The following is a 17,929-nucleotide window of genomic DNA, read 5'->3' as shown; positions in this document are numbered from 1 at the left end:
CTGGGTTAAAATCAAAAATCAAACACCTTTTTAAAAGCTAACTCAGGGTCTTCACAGGTTTCTACCTGATAACCTCCCTCTTTTAGCAACACCTCTAAAAGGGTGGCAAAAGAAAGGTCGTCTTCTAAGATAAAAATCTTGGCATTTCTAACCATATGGCTGTTCCTTCTCCTGGTTTGGTTTGAACTTTAATCTTAATCTTCATGGCCTCACATAGCTTTTCTACTATTGCCAAACCTAAGCCTGATCCTTTAGGTTTGGTAGTAAAAAAAGGAGTAAACGCTTTTTTCAAAGTCTCTTCATCCATACCTATCCCGTTGTCTATTACCCCTAACCTCAGGGTTTCTCCTTTGTCTTCTATTTCTACTTTTATCTCTTTTTTCTCCTGGTTGGTTTCTAACACAGCATCAAAGGCATTTTGAATTAAGTTTACCACTATTTCTTTTAATTTGTCAGGATCAGTTATGATACTAAAATCCTCTCCTTTAATAAAAAAGTTACGTCTACTTGAGGATACTTATCTTTAAAACTTAACCAAACCTCTTCTACCAGTTCTCTTAAGTCAAACTGCTTAGGTTCTATCTTGACAGGATTAACATAAAAAATCAACTCATCTGTTAACCTTTCTATCCTTAAAGCCTCGTTAAAAATAATTCCTAAATACCTTTTATAATCTCTTTCTGTTATCTTTTCTGCCAAATACTGAGAAAAGCCTTTGATACTTCCTAAGGGATTTCTGATCTCGTGAGATAAAATCTTCGCCATGGTAGAAATACTTTCTAATTGCTTCATCTTAAGTTCCATACGTTCATAACGGATGAGAAACTTGGTACCTATCCCACCTGCTGTTAAAAGCCCTAAGCAGGCCAACATTTTTAAGAAAAACAAAAACTGAGCCCTTTTTACGATAAACGAAAAGGTATTTATGTTTAGCCCCACCCTAAGATAAAGGTTATATTTTTAAGTATAAAAGTTAAAATCTGCCAGAAAAATCTGTTTATAAGGTTCTTCTTGGTCTGAATAAAAACGATAATAGGGTAGTTTGTGCCTCTTTAACTCTATTAATTCTTCAGGGTCTATTTTATAGCCTATCAGTTCTGGGTTAGAATGAAGGATAATGTCTCCGTCTTCGTCATAAAGCATGATAAATTCTAAGTTTTCCCAATTTTGGCTTAAAATGATGTTTAAAAAGGTGTTGTAGTTGATCTCATCAAGGTTGGCATAAGTCATAACTCCCTGAAGGGTGATAGCTATCATCATAGCTTGGTCCTCAAGGGCTTTCTGGGCTAAAAGCTTTGAATTTTTATAAAAAAAATCGCACTTAAAAACAAGGTAACTACAGCTAAAGCTACAACCCCCCATAGAATTAAGGTAGATTTAAAACTTATCTGTTTAAAAATTTGGTTTAATTTTTCCATAACAACTTTCTAATATACCACAACTCTGTCAATCTCATAAAATGAGGGTATAATTTTATCTGATGAAAAACCCTGTAGTAAGCGTAATCATCCCTACTTACAATCGAGCTTACATCCTGTTTAAGGCTATCAAAAGTGTACTTAACCAAACCTTTAAAGACTTAGAAATCATCGTAGTAGACGACGGGTCCACAGACCTAACCCCTAAACTTATTACCCCATACCCTGTAGTCTATGTAAAAAAGCCAAGAAAAGGGGTAGCTCATGCCAGAAATAGGGGGCTTTTTCATGCCAAAGGGCGTTACATCGCCTTTTTAGACAGCGACGATGTGTTTACCCCTACCAAACTTGAAGAACAGTTAACTTTTTTTGAAAAATACCCTTCTTATAAAATCGTTCAAACAGATGAGATCTGGTACAAAGGAGAAAAAAGACTTAACCCAAAAAAGATTCATAAAAAAGCCGAAGGCTGGTTTTTTGAAAGGGCTGTTAAGTTGTGCGTTGTTTCTATGTCTACGGTTTTGATAAAAAGAAAACTTTTTGAAGAAATTGGGGTGTTTGACGAAGAATTTTGGGTATGCGAAGACTACGAATTTTGGTTAAGGGTTGCGATAAAAAACCCTGTAGGATTGATACCTAAACCTTTAGTAATCAAAAGCGGCGGAAGAGAAGATCAGCTTTCTGCTACCAAAGGGCTTGATTATTATAGAACTTTAGCCCTTATAAAGCTCTTTAAAAACTACCAAAAGGAATTAAGTTTAGAACAGAAATTGATACTATTTGGAGAGGCTAAAAATAAGTTTAACATTTTTTATAAAGGAGCTTTAAAACACGGCAACCTTTATCAAGCTTTTAAGTTGAAAAAACTTTTTGAAGAAACCTTTAAAGAATCTGTAATTAGTCCTTTGAAACCTTTGCCTAAACCATGAAAGAAGAAAAAATGTTTAGCAAAAAAGATTGGTTGGTAAAGTTTACTAAACCCTTAGAGTTTGCCTATAAAAATAATTTTCAAAATCTACACAAAATAAAATATTTAGAAAAAACACTTTTAAAATTTATAGAAAACCTTCCCCAAGAATTTGAACCTTATCGAGAAAAATTTTTAGAACTTTGTTATGGTTTAGATCAGGCAGCTTTAGACGAAAAAAAGGAAAAAATAAAGGCGTTGTTTGATTTGTGTATTGCTTTAGGGATTAATAAAGAAGGAACTTCTGAGGTTGAAGAACCTCCAGAAGAACCGATAAACCAGGAGGTTTATCAAGAACCGACTTTTTCTTTAGAAGAATACAGACAAGCTAAAGAGGAACTTAAAAAACCTGTTCAGTTTTTAAAAGGGGTAGGGCCTAAGATTGCCAAAAAGTTTGCTAAAAAAGACATTCATACGATCGAAGACCTATTGTTTTTCCTGCCAAGGGATTATGAAGACCGAAGACATTTAATCCCTATTTCTAATTTAAATTTAAAAGAAGGACAAAAGGCGGTGGTTTTTGGTGAAGTCATCAAAAGTGGAATTGTTTATACCTCAAGAAGAAAGGTCTTTGAAGCCCAGCTTACTGATGGCACTGGATTTCTCCTCCTTCGGTGGTTTAACTTTAAGGACTTTTTTTTGAGAAACCTTTTACAATCGGGCAAAAGAGTTTATGCCATAGGGGAGGTAGGTAAATTCGGTAGGGTTTTTGAGATGGTCCATCCTGAAATAATACCAGAGGGAGAAGAGGATAAGCTCGAGTTAGAGTTAGGAAAGATTGTACCTGTTTACTCTGCGGTTGAAGGTTTGAGTGAAAGGCAACTAAGAAAGATCATCAAAAATGCGGTAGAAGATTATGCAGATTTTTTAGAAAATTTTATTCCACGCGAATTCTTAAAAAAAAGAAGGCTTTTGCCATTAAACTTAGCCATAAAAAATTTGCATTTTCCAGAGGATGAAAAAGACCTTTCTTTGCTTAAAAAAGAGGAAAGCGTCTATCACAAGAGCTTGGCTTATGATGAATTTTTCTTCTTAGAATTAGCCTTGGCTTTGAAAAAAAGTAAAGTCAAAAAAGAACAGGGAATATCTTTTAGAACTGACGGAGAAAAAGTAAAAGCCTTTTTAGCCAAACTTCCTTTTGAGCTTACCTCAGCTCAAAAAAGGGTGTTAGAAGAAATCAAAAAAGACATGGCCAGTCCAGTGCCTATGAACCGGTTAGTACAAGGAGATGTAGGGTGTGGAAAAACGGTTGTAGCCTTTATTGCTGCACTCACTGCGATAGAAAACGGATATCAGGTAGCGATGATGGCTCCTACTGAAATCCTTGCTGAGCAACATTACCATAACTTTAGACGTTATGCCCAGCTCATGGGAGTAAACGTAGCCCTTCTTTCTGGAGGGGTCCCTCCTGCTAAAAAAAGAGAAATTTATTATGGATTGGCTACTGGGTTTATAGATTTTGTGATAGGAACCCATGCCCTTTTTCAAGAAAGAGTAGAGTTTAAAAGACTGGGACTGGTTATCATAGACGAACAACATCGTTTTGGTGTTTTACAAAGGGCAGCCTTAAGAGAAAAGGCTAAAGGTATAACCCCAGATACCTTGGTTATGACAGCCACCCCTATCCCCAGAACCCTTGGGCTTACCATCTACGGAGATTTAGACCTTTCGATAATAGACGAAATGCCTAAAGGCAGAAAACCTATCATTACCAAACTTTTCATAGAATATAACAAACACAAAGCCTATGCAGCAGTTAAAGAAGAATTAAAGAAAGGACATCAAGCTTATGTAATCCTTCCTCTGATAGAAGAATCAGAAAAACTCGACCTTAAGGCAGTAACCACCTACGGTGAAGAGTTACAAACAAAGTTTTTTCCAGAGTTTAAAGTAGGGATTTTACACGGAAAGATGAGTTCTTTGGAAAAAGAAAAAATCATGCATCAGTTTAAGCGCAAAGAAATAGACATCTTAGTTTCTACCACGGTGGTAGAAGTCGGTGTAGACGTCCCCAATGCTACAGTTATGATAATAGAACATGCTGAAAGGTTCGGTTTGTCTCAACTTCATCAGCTAAGAGGAAGGGTTGGAAGGGGAGAGGCGCAGTCTTATTGTTTTTTGATAGCTTATAAGATATCTATGGAAAGCGAGGCTTACAGACGCTTGCAGATACTATGTCAAACAAACGACGGGTTTAAAATAGCAGAAGAAGACTTAAAACTCAGAGGCCCTGGAGACTTCTTAGGGACAAAACAATCGGGATATCTTGAATTTAAAAAAGCTGACTTAGTAAAGGACTACCCAATCCTTTTGTGGGCAAGGGAAGATGCCTTTTCTTTGATAGAAAAAGACCCAGACCTTAGTAAACATCCTATTCTTAAAGAAGAACTAACCAGAAGATGGGAGGAAAGATTAAAACTTTCAGAAATAGCCTAAATTTTAATAAAACAAGGAGCTTAAGATGGAAGATAACTTTAAGATAGGTATCATCGGTGGAAAAGGAAAGATGGGAGAATTTTTTGCAAGGTTCTTTCAAGGGAAAGGATATGAAGTACTTGTGTCAGACAAAGATACTAAACTGGACAACAAAAGCCTTTTGCAAGAAGCTAAAGTTATCCTTATCTCTGTCCCTATGTCTGTGTTTCCGAAAGTGGTAGAAGAGATTGCAGAGTTTACTACTCCAGAACACTGGATATTAGATGTGTGTTCTCTTAAATTAGAGCCTTATAAAATAATGAAAAGTTTACTTAAAAAACCTGAGGTGTTAGCTACCCATCCCCTTTTTGGTCCTTATGAGACCTCGCTAAAGGGAAAAACCATAGCCTATTTTCCGATACGCGGTAAAAATCTTTTAAACTGGTTTATCAAGGTTATGTCTGAAGATGGTTTAAATTTAATAAAAATTTCTCCCAAAAAACACGACCAGATTATGGGATTAGTTCAGGTATTAAACCACTTTTGGTTGGTATTGTTAGGAAACATCATAAACCATTCAGGTTTTCGCCTTGAAGAAATAGTCTCTTTAGCCACCCCAAGTTTTCTAAAACAGCTCGAAATATTGCAAAGATTAGCCTATCAAGACGAGAAATTATATGCAAAAATACAGCTTGATAACCCTTATGGGAAAAGGTTTAGAAACCTTCTTTACAGAGAGTGTAAAAAGTTTATCAAGGCTTTAAATTCCTCTGAGGCTCAGGATCTCTTTGAGACTAATTTCAGAGAAGTAAAAACCTTAGCTAAAACCTTAGAAAATCTTTTGAAAAGTTCTCATCCTAACTAAATAAAGAAGTAAAAATCCAAAGGCTATCATTCCTAAGCAAAGAACCTGCCCCATCGTCATCCAGCCAAAAATAAGGTCAAAACTCTGGGCAGGTTCTCTTAAAAACTCAAACAAGAACCGTAAGACCCCATAGCTTATTAAAAAAATAGCAAACTTTGTCCCTGGAGCCCATTCTTTTTTTCTTAAACTCCAGAGAAAAAGAAACAACAAAAGTCCGGTCACTAACCCCTCATAAAGCTGTACAGGATGGCGAGGTAAAGACCCTCCCTCAGGAAAAACCATACCCCAGGGTAAGGACGTAGGTTTTCCGTAAATCTCTCCGTTGATAAAATTACCGATCCTTCCCCAGAAAAGCCCTATAGGAGCACACACAGCTATCAAATCAGCCCACCATAAAAAAGACTGCCTTTTATATTTTACATAACCATACCCTACTACCAACGCACCTATCAATCCTCCGTGAAAGGACATCCCTCCTTTCCAAATAGCTATTATCTCCCATGGATGGGTTAAAAAATAATCAGGATAGTAAAAAAAACAAAAACCTAAACGTGCACCGAGGATTAATCCTAAAAAACTGTAAAAAAGAAGGTTTTCTAAAAAGGGATAAAGATGAGTAAGGTTTCTTTCTTTTAATTGATACCTTGTAAGAAAAAGTACACAGAAAAAACTTATAACATACATTAATCCATACCAACGGGCTTCAAAAGGGCCTATTTTAAAGATTACCGGGTCAATTTGTGGATGTATAAGCATCGCAAAGATCCTTTATCACACATTTTTCACATTTAGGCTTTCTGGCTAAACATACCTTTCTTCCATGAGCTTGCAAAAGATGAGGAAAGACAAACCACTCATCCTTAGGGACTATTTCCATCAGCTCTTTTTCTATTTTTTCTGGTTGATTAGATTTTACCAAACCAATCCTCTGAGAAAGTCTTCTAACGTGAGTATCAACAGGAATGCCCTCTACTATTCCGTAAGCATTAGCCAACACGATGTTGGCAGTTTTCCTTGCAACCCCAGGAAGTTCTAAAAGGGCCTCCATCGTCTTAGGGACTTCTCCGTTATACTTTTCTACGAGGATTCGGCAAGCCTCTTTTATATATTTAGCCTTTTGCTGATAAAAACCTGTGCTTTTGATATCTTCTGCAAGTTCCTCTAACGAGGCTTTAGCAAAATCCTCTGCTGTCCGATATTTTTGAAAAAGTTTTGCCGTTACCTCGTTTACCCTCTCGTCAGTACACTGTGCAGAAAGTATGGTAGAGATTAAAAGCTGTAAAGGATTTTCAAATTTAAGGGCTATTTTAGCGTCTGGATATGAAGTTTTAAGCCTTTCTATTATCAGTTTTACCTTTTGTTTAACCTCCATCCAAAGAACCTCCTATTTGTTTAAGCCCTTGCATAAGGTTTTGATAAAATACCTTTTTTTCTTCCTCTGAAAGAGGTGGTATGTCACTTTTAAAACCAAGGTTTAACTTATTCTCTACCTCTTTTGCCCTCTCAACCAACCTTGCACTTAAAGAACTCTCTAAGGTTTCTACAGCGTTAAAAAATCTTAACAATCTCAAAAATTGTCTTTCATTAAAAGTAGTTTCTGAGAAGGAACCTTTTTCTATGATCTCTTCTGCATCAAGAATAAGCTTTTTCAAACGGTCAAGAAGGGGTATCTGGATTTGTTTTCTAAGTTGCTCTTCAAGCATTAAAAACTCCCAAGCTACTCTTAAAAGGTCCGGTGATTGAAAATCTTTATGCAGTAAAACCTCCCGAAACCAAAAGGAAAACTCTTTACGTAAAAGGTCTACCAAGAACATAAAATCAAATTCTTGCCGATTAAAAAGAGCTTCTAACTCTTCTAAATCAACCTTTAAGGCCTTAAATATTTCTGGTAGATTTTGTTTTTTGTAAATATGAAGTAACGCCCAAAAAAAGAATTTTGGCTCAAAGCCTACCCCTTTTTCTTCGATAAAAAAACTATTTTCGCTATTTAAAAACTCTTTAAACAGCTCTTTTATCCATTCTAAGGTATAAAACTTCATCTTTCAAACCAAAACCTTTTTTATCTCTTCTTTAATTTTACTAACCTCTGGTTTTTCAGAAAAACTTCCTTGGGCCAAAAGTTCTTTTCCTCCTCCTTTAAGCCCCAGAGGTTGCAAGGCTCTAAAAAACTTAGATGCAGGATGTTTATCCCCCAAGTCTTTGGTAACCATACACAAGGCTAAACTACCCTTTTCCTTTTCTCCTATCAGGAAAATCACACAAGAACCTAACTTATTCTTAAACCAATCCCCTATTTCCCTTAAGTCTTCCATTTTTTCGGTTTTAAAAGAGGAAACCAATACTTTTATACCTCCTACCTCTTCTACCTCGGAAAGTTTTTGTTCTAAATCTTGTTTCAAATCAAAACTCTTTAGACGTTTAAGCTCCTTTTCTTTTTCTTCTAAAAGTGTAAGTAAGGCTTCTACTTTTTTCTCTAATTCCTTAGGAGAAGTCTTAAGAAGCTGAGCAAGATTCATCAGACGTCTTTCTTGATTTTTTATCCATTGATAGGCCTTCATACCAGCTACAGCTTCTATTCTTCTTATACCTGAAGCTACGCTACTTTCTGAAACAATTTTTACTAAACCTATCTCTCCTGTGCTCTTTACATGAGTACCACCACAAAGTTCGATAGAAACATCACCGATTTTAACCACCCTAACCACATCCTGGTATTTTTCTTCAAAAAGGGCGATTGCTCCCATAGCTTCTGCTTCTTCTCTGTTAACCCATGCAAACTCTAAGGGATAGTTCTCTAACACCCAACGGTTGACAAGTTCTTCTATATGGTCTATTTCCTCTTGGGTCAAACCAGAAAAATGGGTAAAGTCAAAACGCAAGCGTTCCTCTTCTACCAACGAACCAGCTTGCCTTACATGGGGACCTAAAACCCTTCTTAACGCTGCATGTAAAAGATGGGTAGCGGTATGATGCTTAGCGATATGGGCTCTTCTTTCTACGTCTACTTTTAACTGAACTTCTTCGTTTGGTTTAAGTATCCCTTCGATTAGTTTTACTTTATGGTAGATAAGGTCTCCTACCTTATATACTTCTAAAACTTGAGCTTTACCCTCTTTACCAAATATCCATCCTTGGTCATAAACTTGACCACCGCCTTCTGGATAAAAAGGAGTAACGTTGGTAATCAAATAGTAAATCCCGTTTTCTTTTTCTAAACCTAATATCTTAGCTGAAGCTTCTAACGTATCGTAACCTACAAAAAAGGTTTGTATGCCTTCTTTGGCCTTTTCTTTTATAAACTCAGGCAATTTTTCTAAGGTACCTTTCCAGGTCTTTCTGCTTTCTTCTCTTGCCTTTTCTCTTAATTTTTCAAAACCCTCAGTATCTAAGGTAAAACCCATCCCGATCGCATAGTCCCTTACCAAGTCATAGGGAAAACCATAGGTATCATACAACTTAAAAATTAAATCGCCTGGTATGAGATTGACACCTTTTTCTTTAAGTTGAGCGACTTCCTTTTCAAGGATGTTAAGCCCTGTCTCAAGGGTTTCTAAAAATTTTTCTTCTTCAACCCTGATTACCTTTTCAGCAAATTCCTGACCTTGTAAAACTTCAGGATACACCTCTTTATATTCTGCCACCACAGAGGGGACAATCTGGTATAGGAAAGGGTCTTTTAAACCTAAAAGACGTCCAAACCTTTCAGCCCTACGAATGATCCTTCTCAATACATAGCCTCTTCCTTCGTTAGAAGGAACTATCCCTTCAGCCAAAAGAAAGGTAGCAGCCCGGATGTGGTCTGCAATGACCTTAAAAGCCACTTCAGTTTCTTTATTCTCTTTAAAGGCTTTACCGGTAATCTCTGAAATTTTATCCATAATTCCTTTAAAAAGGTCGGTATCGTAGTTAGAAGGGACCTCTTGAAGAACGGCGGTTATTCTTTCAAGTCCCATACCTGTATCGATGCAGCCTTTAGGAAGAGGTTTTAGTTCTCCCTTTTTATTTCTTTCGTATTGCATAAAAACCAGGTTCCAAATTTCGAGAAAACGATCGCAATCACAACCAGGGCCACACTGAGGAGACTGACAACCAAAACTCTCTCCTTGGTCAAAAATAATTTCTGAACAGGGGCCACAAGGCCCTGTATCTCCCATCATCCAGAAGTTATCTTTTTCTCCAAGTCTTACGATTCTTTCTTCAGAAAGCCCTGCTATCTTTTTCCATAATCGGGCGGCTTCGTCATCGTCTTTGTATACAGTTACATAGATTCTTTCCTTAGGCAATCCTAAAACCTGAGTAATAAATTCCCAGGCATAAGAAATGGCTTCTTCTTTAAAATAATCCCCAAAGGAAAAATTACCAAGCATTTCAAAAAAGGTATGGTGCCTTGCGGTATACCCTACGTTTTCAAGGTCGTTATGCTTACCTCCTGCCCTCATACATTTTTGACAAGAGGTAGCCCTTTTATAAGGCCTGGTTTCTTCTCCTAAGAAGACCTTTTTAAACTGAACCATCCCTGCGTTGGTAAAAAGAAGGGTTGGGTCATCTGCTGGGATCAAAGGAGAGCTGGGAACAACCTCATGACCTCTCTCTTTAAAAAATTGCAAAAACCTTTGTCTGATCTCAGACCCTTTCATCTTATCACCTCATCTGAACTTTTAAACCCTTTTCATCTTTAAAGGTTCTATTTTAGAAGTTTTTTAGCATTTTTCAATAAAAATCAAAAAAAATTTTCCCTATTATTGCTTTATTTTAAAGTTATAGTAAATTTTCGTTAAAAGTTAACAATCTAAGCAGGAGGTAATCCCATGCTTGTACAAAATTTTTTATTTACCTCAGAGTCAGTTACAGAAGGGCATCCAGACAAGGTAGCAGATCAGATCTCTGATGCTATCTTAGATGCCATCTTAGAAAAAGATCCTTATGCCAGGGTAGCTTGTGAAACCTTGGTTAATACAGGAATGATCCTTATAGCTGGTGAGATTACCACAGAGGCTCGTATAGACTATCCTACCATCGCCCGTGGAGTAGTAAAGGAAATTGGTTACAACCATTCTGACTTAGGGTTTGACTATCAGACCTGTGCGGTCCTTATTAGTATAGATAGACAAAGTCCAGACATAGCTATGGGGGTTGATCGGGATGGAGAGATAGGGGCTGGAGACCAAGGGCTTATGTTTGGGTATGCTTGCGACGAAACCCCTGATTTTATGCCTATGCCTATCTGGTATGCCCATAAATTAGCCATGAGACTTGCTGAGGTTAGAAAAAAAGGCATCCTTCCTTTCTTAAGACCAGATGGTAAAACCCAAGTAACTATACGTTATGAGATGAGAAGACCGGTAGACGTTCATACAATAGTAATAGCAGCCCAACACGACCCAACGGTTACCCTTAAAGAATTAAGAGAAGCCATCATGGAAGAAGTAATCAAAAAAGTCATCGCGCCTGAACATTTAAAATCAGACACAAAGATCATCATCAACGGGACAGGTAGGTTCGTGATAGGCGGTCCTCTCGCTGATTGTGGAATGACTGGAAGAAAAATTATCGTGGACACCTACGGAGGAAGGGGACATCACGGAGGTGGTGCTTTTTCCGGAAAGGACCCTACAAAGGTGGATAGAACTCCTTCTTATTACGGAAGATATGTGGCTAAAAACCTGGTTGCTGCTGGAGTGGCTAAAGAACTTGAAGTACAGGTAGCTTATGCTATAGGAGTACCAGAACCTTTAGCCATCAATATTAATACCTATGGCACCGAAAATATACCTGTAGAAAAAATATTAGATATCATCCACAAACTTTTTGATTTTAGACCTAAGCACATGATAGAGTATCTCAACCTAAGAAGACCTATTTTCAGAAAAACCGCCTGTTATGGACATTTTGGTAGAAACGAACCAGAGTTTACCTGGGAAAAATTGGACATGGTAGAAAAAATTAAAGAACTTGCTGGTTTTGACAAATAGAACGTTGTAAGGGGGGTTTCAAACCGATGGAATATCATGTTAAAGACCTAAGTTTAGCTGAGGAAGGTTTACGGCTGATAGAATGGGCTGAAATGGATATGCCTGTGTTAAGGCAAATAAGAGAACGTTTTGCTAAAGAAAAACCTTTAGCCGGAATAAAAATAGGTGCTTGTTTACACGTGACTACTGAAACAGCCAACCTTGTAAGGACGCTAAAAGAAGGAGGAGCTGAGGTATTTTTATGTGCCTCTAACCCCCTTTCTACTAAAGATGAAGTAGCAGCAGCCCTGGTAAAACATTTTGACATCCCTGTTTTTGCTATCAGAGGAGAAGACCGAGACACCTATTACTCTCACATAAACGCAGTGCTTGACCAAACCCCACAAATCACCATAGACGACGGAGCAGACTTAGTAAGTACCCTTCATAAAGAAAGACCAGAGCAGACTGAAAAAGTCTGGGGAGGCACAGAAGAAACTACAACCGGGGTTATCAGACTTAAAGCAATGGCCAAGGAGGGACTTCTTAAATATCCCATCATAGCGGTAAATGATGCCTTAACCAAACATCTTTTTGACAACCGTTATGGCACAGGGCAGTCCACCCTTGACGGCATCTTAAGGGCTACCAATCGATTACTTGCCGGTTCGGTGTTTGTGGTTTGTGGTTTCGGTTGGTGCGGAAAAGGTCTTGCGATGAGAGCTAGAGGAATGGGGGCAAGGGTGGTGGTTACAGAAGTAGACCCTCTAAAAGCCTTAGAAGCGGTGATGGAGGGTTATCTGGTAATGCCCTTAGATGAAGCCGCTGAAATAGGAGACTTTTTCTGCACAGTCACCGGTAACAAATCAGTCATCAGAAAAGAACACTTTTTAAAGATGAAGGATGGTGCTATCGTCTGTAACTCCGGACATTTTGATGTAGAAATAGACCTTAAGTCCCTAAGAGAAATTTCTACCCAAGTAAGAACCATCAGAAAAGAGGTAGAGGAATATACTTTAAAGAACGGCAAAAAAATCTACGTGCTGTCTCAGGGAAGACTGGTCAATTTAGCTGCTGCAGAGGGGCATCCTTCTGGGGTTATGGATATGAGTTTTGCAAACCAGGCTTTATGTGTGGAATATATAGTAAAGAATCATAAAACGCTACAAAAGACTGTTTATTCCGTCCCGGAAGAAATAGACAAAGAGGTTGCTAAGCTAAAGCTTGCAGCCATGGGAATTAAAATAGATACCCTTACTCCTGAACAACAAAAATATCTTACTTCTTGGGAAGAAGGGACCTAAGGCTTGTTTACAGGACTTATAGAAGGAGAAGGTAGGATTACCTCCCTTCTCCCTGAGAAGGGAGGGTTAACCATAGAAATTCAACCCTCTTTTGCTTTAGAAGACACTAAAATCGGCGATAGTATTGCAGTAAACGGTGTTTGTTTAACGGCTATAGAGGTAAAACCCAAAACCTTTAAAGCCCATATTTCTCCAGAAACTCTAAACAGGACCACCTTTAAATACAAAAAACAGGGTGATTGGGTCAACCTTGAGAGAGCCTTAAAAGTAGGCGACAGGTTAGGAGGACACCTTGTTTCTGGGCACATAGACGGAATAGGGAAGGTATTAAACATCAATCCTTTAGGTGATTTTTATCAAATTTTAATCGAAATACCTGAGGCTTTAGCAGTTTACTTAGTTGAAAAAGGATCGATTGCCGTAGATGGAATAAGTCTTACCATAAACAAGGTAAAAGAAAACTCCTTTGAACTTATGATCATCCCTCATACCTACCAGGTAACCACCTTGAAATACCTGAAGCCTGGAGATTTAGTCAACATAGAAATAGACATGATAGCCAAGATGGTACATAAATGGCTTTCTCCTTACCTAAACCAGCAAGAAAAAAAATCGCAGCTTTCGTTAGAATTTCTAAAACAACATGGGTTTTTATAACCATCATCCTATAAGGGGGGTAGCTATGAAGGTCAATCCAGAATTGGAAATTGTAGAGGAGTTAGCTAAACAAATATTAGTTGCAGCAAGGACTGCTCCTAAAGCCAAAGGGGTAGACGATTTGGTTTTTGGTTTGATTACCGATCCTGAAGAAAAGGAAAGTCTTGCTCAAGAGATGGAAAAAATCGCTGAAGAAAAGGGCGCAGCTTTTAAATTTTTTAAGAGAGATGCAGATAACGTCAGAAATTCTGATGCAGTTATCCTTATTTCCCTTAATTTTAACAAACCCTTAGGGTTAGATTGTGGTATATGTGGTTTTAGGTGTGAAGAGCTGCTAAAACAGGAAAAAAGCTCACTTGATTTTGACGGACCTGTATGTGGAATAAAACTTTTAGACATGGGCATTGCCTTAGGGTCTGCTGTAGCTAAAGCTAAAGACCTTTGTGTGGACAACAGGATAATGTATACCATAGGAGTTGCAGCCAAACGGTTAAACTTGATAAAAGGCAACGTAATCATGGGAATACCCTTAAGTGTAAAGGGAAAAAACATCTATTTTGATAGGCCCCCTGTAAAATAAACCTCTAATGGGCTTAAAAACCAAGATAAAAATCTGTGGCTTGACCCGTAAAGAAGATCTGCTGTTTTTAAACCGATTTCCTGTAGATTATTTAGGTTTTGTGTTATACCCTCGATCTCCAAGGTATGTGGGAGAAAATCTGAAACATCTCTTAGGTTATGTAAGAGAAGGTATTCAAAAGGTTGCAGTATTGGTTAACCCAACCTATGAAGAAGTAAAGGCAGTTTTAGACACAGGTATTGATTTAATTCAACTTCACGGGGAAGAAACCGTTGAGTTTGCTAAAAAAATTGGTCTTTCCCGTGTTATCAAGGCTTTTAGAATTAAAGATAAGGTAGAGTTAGACCTTGTTGCCCCCTGGGAAAAGGCTTATGCGATCCTTACGGATACGTTTGTAAAGGGTGTACCAGGGGGCACAGGAAAAACCTTTAACTGGAGTTTAGCCAAGGTGTTGGTAGACCATGGCTATAAAGTCTTTTTAGCAGGAGGGCTAACTCCAGAAAATGTAAAACAAGCTATTTCAACCATAGGTCCCTATGGTATCGACCTCTCATCTGGAGTAGAAGTTTCTCCTGGAATCAAGGATTCTACCAAAATAAGCAATCTTTTTAAGCAGTTAGAAGTTTAACTACCCGTTAAACCAGATAACCTGCAGAAGCTACCGATACCGCTGAGCCTTGTCCAAAGGGTACAAACTCTTGATGATATAACTTTAACTCACCTTTGGCCCTTAACTTGTCCATAATCAGTTTAGTAAGATACAGAGTAGAAAGACCGCATACCTTTAAAGGTAGAGACTGTTTGGCTTTTTCTAAGAACTCGTCTTTGGTCCCATTGAAAACAAGGTTTAAAAGGGTTACATCGTTTTTTAAAGCTTGTTTGGCATGTTCTTCGGAGACTTCAAAGGGGTCTCCGTATCTTAAACCAAGATGACAAAAATCTATCCCTAAGACTAAGTAGGTGTTCTCATCCTCCATAAGCTGGGCTAATCCCTCGGAAAACTTTTCTGTCAACTCTGGATTTTCAAAAAGAGTAGGCATAGGACCTACCAACACAGGTAAAACCATAAACTGGTCTTTCAAGATATGATGTAAAAAGAGAGCTTGAAACTCTATAGAGTGTTCTAAACGGTGGGCTATATGGTCTGGGAATATCTCTAATTTTTTGGAAGTTCTTAAGAAAAACAACCCTCCTCTATCGTTTTTGATCAGACCAAAAGGGGTGGCTACGTCTTTTGTAAGCACGGAAAAAGGAAGGTCTAAGTGATGTCCCACCCCCAAAATAATTACTCTCGAGCCGGGTGGGATTTTAAACCTGTTATAACTTTCTGCGTAGGACTTAGCAGCTGCTTTTATGTCAATATGAGGGGCTATCAAAACCTTAGGTGGTTTGCCATCCTCAGAAGACCCAAGTTTTAAGATGTCTTCTACAAAAAACTTAGCCTCTGCCGCAGACAAGGGATAAGCAGAATTAGCATGTGCCATAGCCCTGAAAGGATAAGAAAACCATTTGGAATAGGCCTTTTCTTTGATTTTTTCAAAGGTTTTAGACCACAAAAGTCCTTTTTCATCCAAAAACCTGACTATTTTAACTATTTCTTCTAAGGGAATTACCTGGCCAAACTGTTTGGTAGCCTCAGACTGAAGGTCTCTTAAGTCATTTTGTCCGTTCATCAAAGCAAGTAAAAAAGCAAGATACTGAGGCACTACCACCAGTTCGTCTATAAACCCTAAAGGGTCTCTTAGCAGAAAAACAGGTTGACCTTCTTGCTCAGCAGGTATTACGTCTACATACCTTAAAATAGGTTTAAAATCTACCGGATATTCTAATTCCATTACTCTCCCTCTCCAAAATCTTGTGTAGTAAGGCTTTCACAGGACTTTTTAACCCTGTCTATGGCAGCATAGAATTCTTCTTCGATGGTTCTGACTCTTACACCAAAAGCCTTTTGTACGGCTTTACGGATAATGTCTCCTTTAAGAAGGGCATTATCCCAACCAAATTCAGCATATTTTCGGTTAACCACCTGATTTAAATCTATCAAAGCTTGCGCTCTGTTTCTTCTCTCTTCTACCGCCTCTTTCAAAGGTTTTCTTAAAAATTCATCTATTTTAGACACAAAGTTTTCATAAAAACTTGCAGGAAACTTAGGGTCAAACTCTTCTATCGCAAAACCAAAGGTGATATACATAGGGTCTTTAAAATAGGTAAACAACTCTTCCTCTATCAGATTTTCATCTTCTTTTAAAAGTTCCTGATACAGTCTATAGGCTTGCTTAGACTTTTCTTTAACGTTTGGTGGTTTCTCGGTGTTAAACTCTAAGATATGATGATACAGACTTTCATCTACGATTATTCCTACTATTTCTCTTGCCCCTATATCTCGCATAGCCTCAAGACGATGTTGACCGTCTACTACATAATACTTTCCGTCCTTATAAACCACAACAATAGGGGTCAAAAAACCCAACTTTTCTATAGCTATCTCTAAATGTTTCTTTAAACTTTCTGAAAGGTCGCGTTGAAAAGGTGGTCTATGAACCTCTTCTATTTCAAAAACAGCTAAGGTGAGGGGTTGTTTTTTTACAGGATCTTCAAAGGTGGCTACCTCTCTCATACCCTCTCCTATTTAAAATCTCCTCTTTAGTCTGCGTTCCTTCTAAGAAATGTTGGGATATCAAGCACATCTGTATCTTCTAAGGAATTTTCTTCTAATCTATTAACTTTTTCTCTCTCTTCTCTTCTCTTTACTCCTTCTTCTATGTTGACAACCTTACCGTTTTTCTCTTCTTTTTTAGCAGAGTCAAGCCCGGTGGCAATCACAGTAACCCTTAAAACATCCCCCAAAGATTCATCAAAAACCACACCCAAATATACCTTAGCATCTGGATGGATCTCCTTTGAAACCATACTGGTTATTACCTGGGTCTCATGGATGGTAAAATTTTCAGGGTTAACGCTTATGTTAAGCAACACCCCTTTAGCCCCTGAAATAGAAAGGTCTTCTAAAAGCGGACTGTAGACTGCCATCTGGGTAGCTATTTCTGCCCTACCCTCTCCTGCGGCTTCACCCATACCCATCAAAGCCATACCTCCGCTATCACTCATCACCGCCTTAACGTCTGCAAAATCAAGGTTGATATACCCTGGGGATAAAATAAGATCTGAAATACCTCTCACCGCATAATATAATACATCATCGGCTTTTTTAAACATTTCTGCCAATCTTTCCTGGGGAGAACCAAGGGTGAGCAACCGATCGTTTGGGATGGTAATCAAGGTATCTACAAACTTAGAAAGTTCTGCCAAACCCTCCTCAGCAATCCTAATTCTATGCCTTCCTTCAAAAGAAAAAGGTTTGGTTACTACTGCTACGGTGAGAATTCCAAGCTCTTTACATATATTAGCTATCACCGGAGCTGCACCAGTTCCCGTACCTCCTCCCATACCTGCTGCAATAAACACCATTTCTGCATCTTTCAAAACATCTCGGATCTCTTTTTCGCTTTCTTCTGCGGCCCTTTTACCTATTTCTGGCTTTCCACCTGCTCCCATTCCGTTGGTAAGTCTTTTCCCCAACTGGATCTTTATAGGGGCTGGGTTCAATTCAAGGACCTTGTAATCTGTATTGGCTACCACAAACTCTACACCTAAAAGTTTATTTCTAATCATGTTAGCAACAGCATTCCCTCCAGCACCACCTACACCTATTACCTTGATGTTAGGTTGTACCCGAATTTCTTCTTCTAACAACTCAAAAGAAATGCTCATA

19 protein-coding genes are annotated in these 17,929 nt (G+C 38.2%); 8 read left to right on the top strand and 11 right to left on the bottom strand.

The genetic code is table 11. The features are described from left to right. Window positions 1–11 precede the first annotated feature (11 nt). The 4 genes from H529_RS11870 to H529_RS0106475 form a co-directional block, all read right to left on the bottom strand. Window positions 12–155, bottom strand: a complete 144-nt coding sequence (locus H529_RS11870) for a response regulator transcription factor (RefSeq protein ID WP_211209645.1) — start codon at window positions 153–155, stop codon at window positions 12–14. Further along, entirely contained in the window at window positions 125–436 is a 312-nt protein-coding gene (locus tag H529_RS0106485) for an ATP-binding protein (RefSeq protein ID WP_022855716.1), read from the bottom strand. The genes H529_RS11870 and H529_RS0106485 overlap by 31 nt, the downstream gene beginning before the upstream one ends. Window positions 437–462: 26 nt before the next feature. Continuing rightward, on the bottom strand, window positions 463–888 hold the full coding sequence (locus tag H529_RS0106480) for a histidine kinase dimerization/phospho-acceptor domain-containing protein (RefSeq protein WP_022855715.1): 426 nt from the start codon (window positions 886–888) through the stop codon (window positions 463–465). Window positions 889–960: 72 nt separating this feature from the next. Beyond that, a complete protein-coding gene (locus tag H529_RS0106475; protein ID WP_022855714.1) occupies window positions 961–1,260 on the bottom strand; it encodes a hypothetical protein in 300 nt (99 codons plus the stop codon). 220 nt (window positions 1,261–1,480) lie between these two features. On the opposite strand from H529_RS0106475, the gene H529_RS0106465 reads away from it, so the two are divergent. From H529_RS0106465 to H529_RS0106455, 3 genes are read left to right on the top strand one after another with little or no spacing between them, the layout of a single operon-like run. Continuing rightward, a complete protein-coding gene (locus tag H529_RS0106465) occupies window positions 1,481–2,347 on the top strand; it encodes a glycosyltransferase family 2 protein (protein WP_022855712.1) in 867 nt (288 codons plus the stop codon). 11 nt (window positions 2,348–2,358) lie between these two features. Next, a complete protein-coding gene (gene recG / locus H529_RS0106460; RefSeq protein ID WP_245540275.1) occupies window positions 2,359–4,821 on the top strand; it encodes an ATP-dependent DNA helicase RecG in 2,463 nt (820 codons plus the stop codon). A gap of 25 nt (window positions 4,822–4,846) precedes the next feature. Further along, window positions 4,847–5,665, top strand: a complete 819-nt coding sequence (locus tag H529_RS0106455; protein WP_022855710.1) for a prephenate dehydrogenase/arogenate dehydrogenase family protein — start codon at window positions 4,847–4,849, stop codon at window positions 5,663–5,665. On the opposite strand, the gene lgt is transcribed toward H529_RS0106455, so the two are convergent. Genes lgt through alaS form a run of 4 tightly spaced genes read right to left on the bottom strand, consistent with a single transcriptional unit; the run spans window position 5,630 to window position 10,302 of the window. After that, on the bottom strand, window positions 5,630–6,421 hold the full coding sequence (lgt, locus tag H529_RS0106450; RefSeq protein WP_022855709.1) for a prolipoprotein diacylglyceryl transferase: 792 nt from the start codon (window positions 6,419–6,421) through the stop codon (window positions 5,630–5,632). The two genes, H529_RS0106455 and lgt, sit on opposite strands and share 36 nt — an antisense overlap. Then, entirely contained in the window at window positions 6,399–7,037 is a 639-nt protein-coding gene (gene nth / locus H529_RS0106445; RefSeq protein WP_022855708.1) for an endonuclease III, read from the bottom strand. Before nth ends, lgt begins: the two co-directional genes overlap by 23 nt. Beyond that, window positions 7,027–7,704 (bottom strand): hypothetical protein, encoded by a 678-nt coding sequence (locus H529_RS0106440; protein ID WP_022855707.1) that lies wholly within the window; start codon window positions 7,702–7,704, stop codon window positions 7,027–7,029. Before H529_RS0106440 ends, nth begins: the two co-directional genes overlap by 11 nt. A gap of 3 nt (window positions 7,705–7,707) precedes the next feature. Beyond that, a complete protein-coding gene (gene alaS / locus H529_RS0106435; RefSeq protein ID WP_022855706.1) occupies window positions 7,708–10,302 on the bottom strand; it encodes an alanine--tRNA ligase in 2,595 nt (864 codons plus the stop codon). Between the two features lie 171 nt (window positions 10,303–10,473). Here alaS and metK point away from each other — a divergent pair, with 171 nt between their 5' ends. From metK to H529_RS0106410, 5 genes are read left to right on the top strand one after another with little or no spacing between them, the layout of a single operon-like run. Beyond that, window positions 10,474–11,637 carry a methionine adenosyltransferase gene (gene metK / locus H529_RS0106430; protein WP_022855705.1) on the top strand — a complete coding sequence of 388 codons (1,164 nt, stop codon included), beginning with the start codon at window positions 10,474–10,476 and terminating at the stop codon, window positions 11,635–11,637. Between the two features lie 26 nt (window positions 11,638–11,663). Beyond that, entirely contained in the window at window positions 11,664–12,920 is a 1,257-nt protein-coding gene (ahcY, locus tag H529_RS0106425; RefSeq protein ID WP_022855704.1) for an adenosylhomocysteinase, read from the top strand. Window positions 12,921–12,923: 3 nt separating this feature from the next. Further along, entirely contained in the window at window positions 12,924–13,577 is a 654-nt protein-coding gene (locus H529_RS0106420) for a riboflavin synthase (RefSeq protein WP_022855703.1), read from the top strand. A 25-nt stretch (window positions 13,578–13,602) separates the two neighbouring features. Continuing rightward, the gene (locus tag H529_RS0106415) at window positions 13,603–14,157 is read left to right on the top strand and encodes a ferredoxin domain-containing protein (RefSeq protein WP_022855702.1); all 555 of its coding nucleotides are present in this window, start codon (window positions 13,603–13,605) and stop codon (window positions 14,155–14,157) included. Window positions 14,158–14,164: 7 nt separating this feature from the next. Next, complete coding sequence (locus tag H529_RS0106410) at window positions 14,165–14,785, top strand: phosphoribosylanthranilate isomerase (RefSeq protein WP_022855701.1); 621 nt, start codon at window positions 14,165–14,167, stop codon at window positions 14,783–14,785. A 7-nt stretch (window positions 14,786–14,792) separates the two neighbouring features. On the opposite strand, the gene amrB is transcribed toward H529_RS0106410, so the two are convergent. From amrB to ftsZ, 3 genes are read right to left on the bottom strand one after another with little or no spacing between them, the layout of a single operon-like run. After that, window positions 14,793–15,992, bottom strand: a complete 1,200-nt coding sequence (amrB, locus tag H529_RS0106405) for an AmmeMemoRadiSam system protein B (RefSeq protein ID WP_022855700.1) — start codon at window positions 15,990–15,992, stop codon at window positions 14,793–14,795. Continuing rightward, a complete protein-coding gene (locus tag H529_RS0106400) occupies window positions 15,992–16,774 on the bottom strand; it encodes a ParB/RepB/Spo0J family partition protein (protein WP_022855699.1) in 783 nt (260 codons plus the stop codon). The genes amrB and H529_RS0106400 overlap by 1 nt, the downstream gene beginning before the upstream one ends. 26 nt (window positions 16,775–16,800) lie before the next feature. Next, on the bottom strand, window positions 16,801–17,928 hold the full coding sequence (gene ftsZ / locus H529_RS0106395) for a cell division protein FtsZ (RefSeq protein ID WP_022855698.1): 1,128 nt from the start codon (window positions 17,926–17,928) through the stop codon (window positions 16,801–16,803). Window position 17,929 lies beyond the last annotated feature (1 nt).

This window comes from Thermodesulfobacterium thermophilum DSM 1276, from assembly GCF_000421605.1.
Lineage (GTDB): Bacteria > Desulfobacterota > Thermodesulfobacteria > Thermodesulfobacteriales > Thermodesulfobacteriaceae > Thermodesulfobacterium > Thermodesulfobacterium thermophilum.
This window is presented reverse-complemented; position numbering and strand designations above follow the sequence as displayed.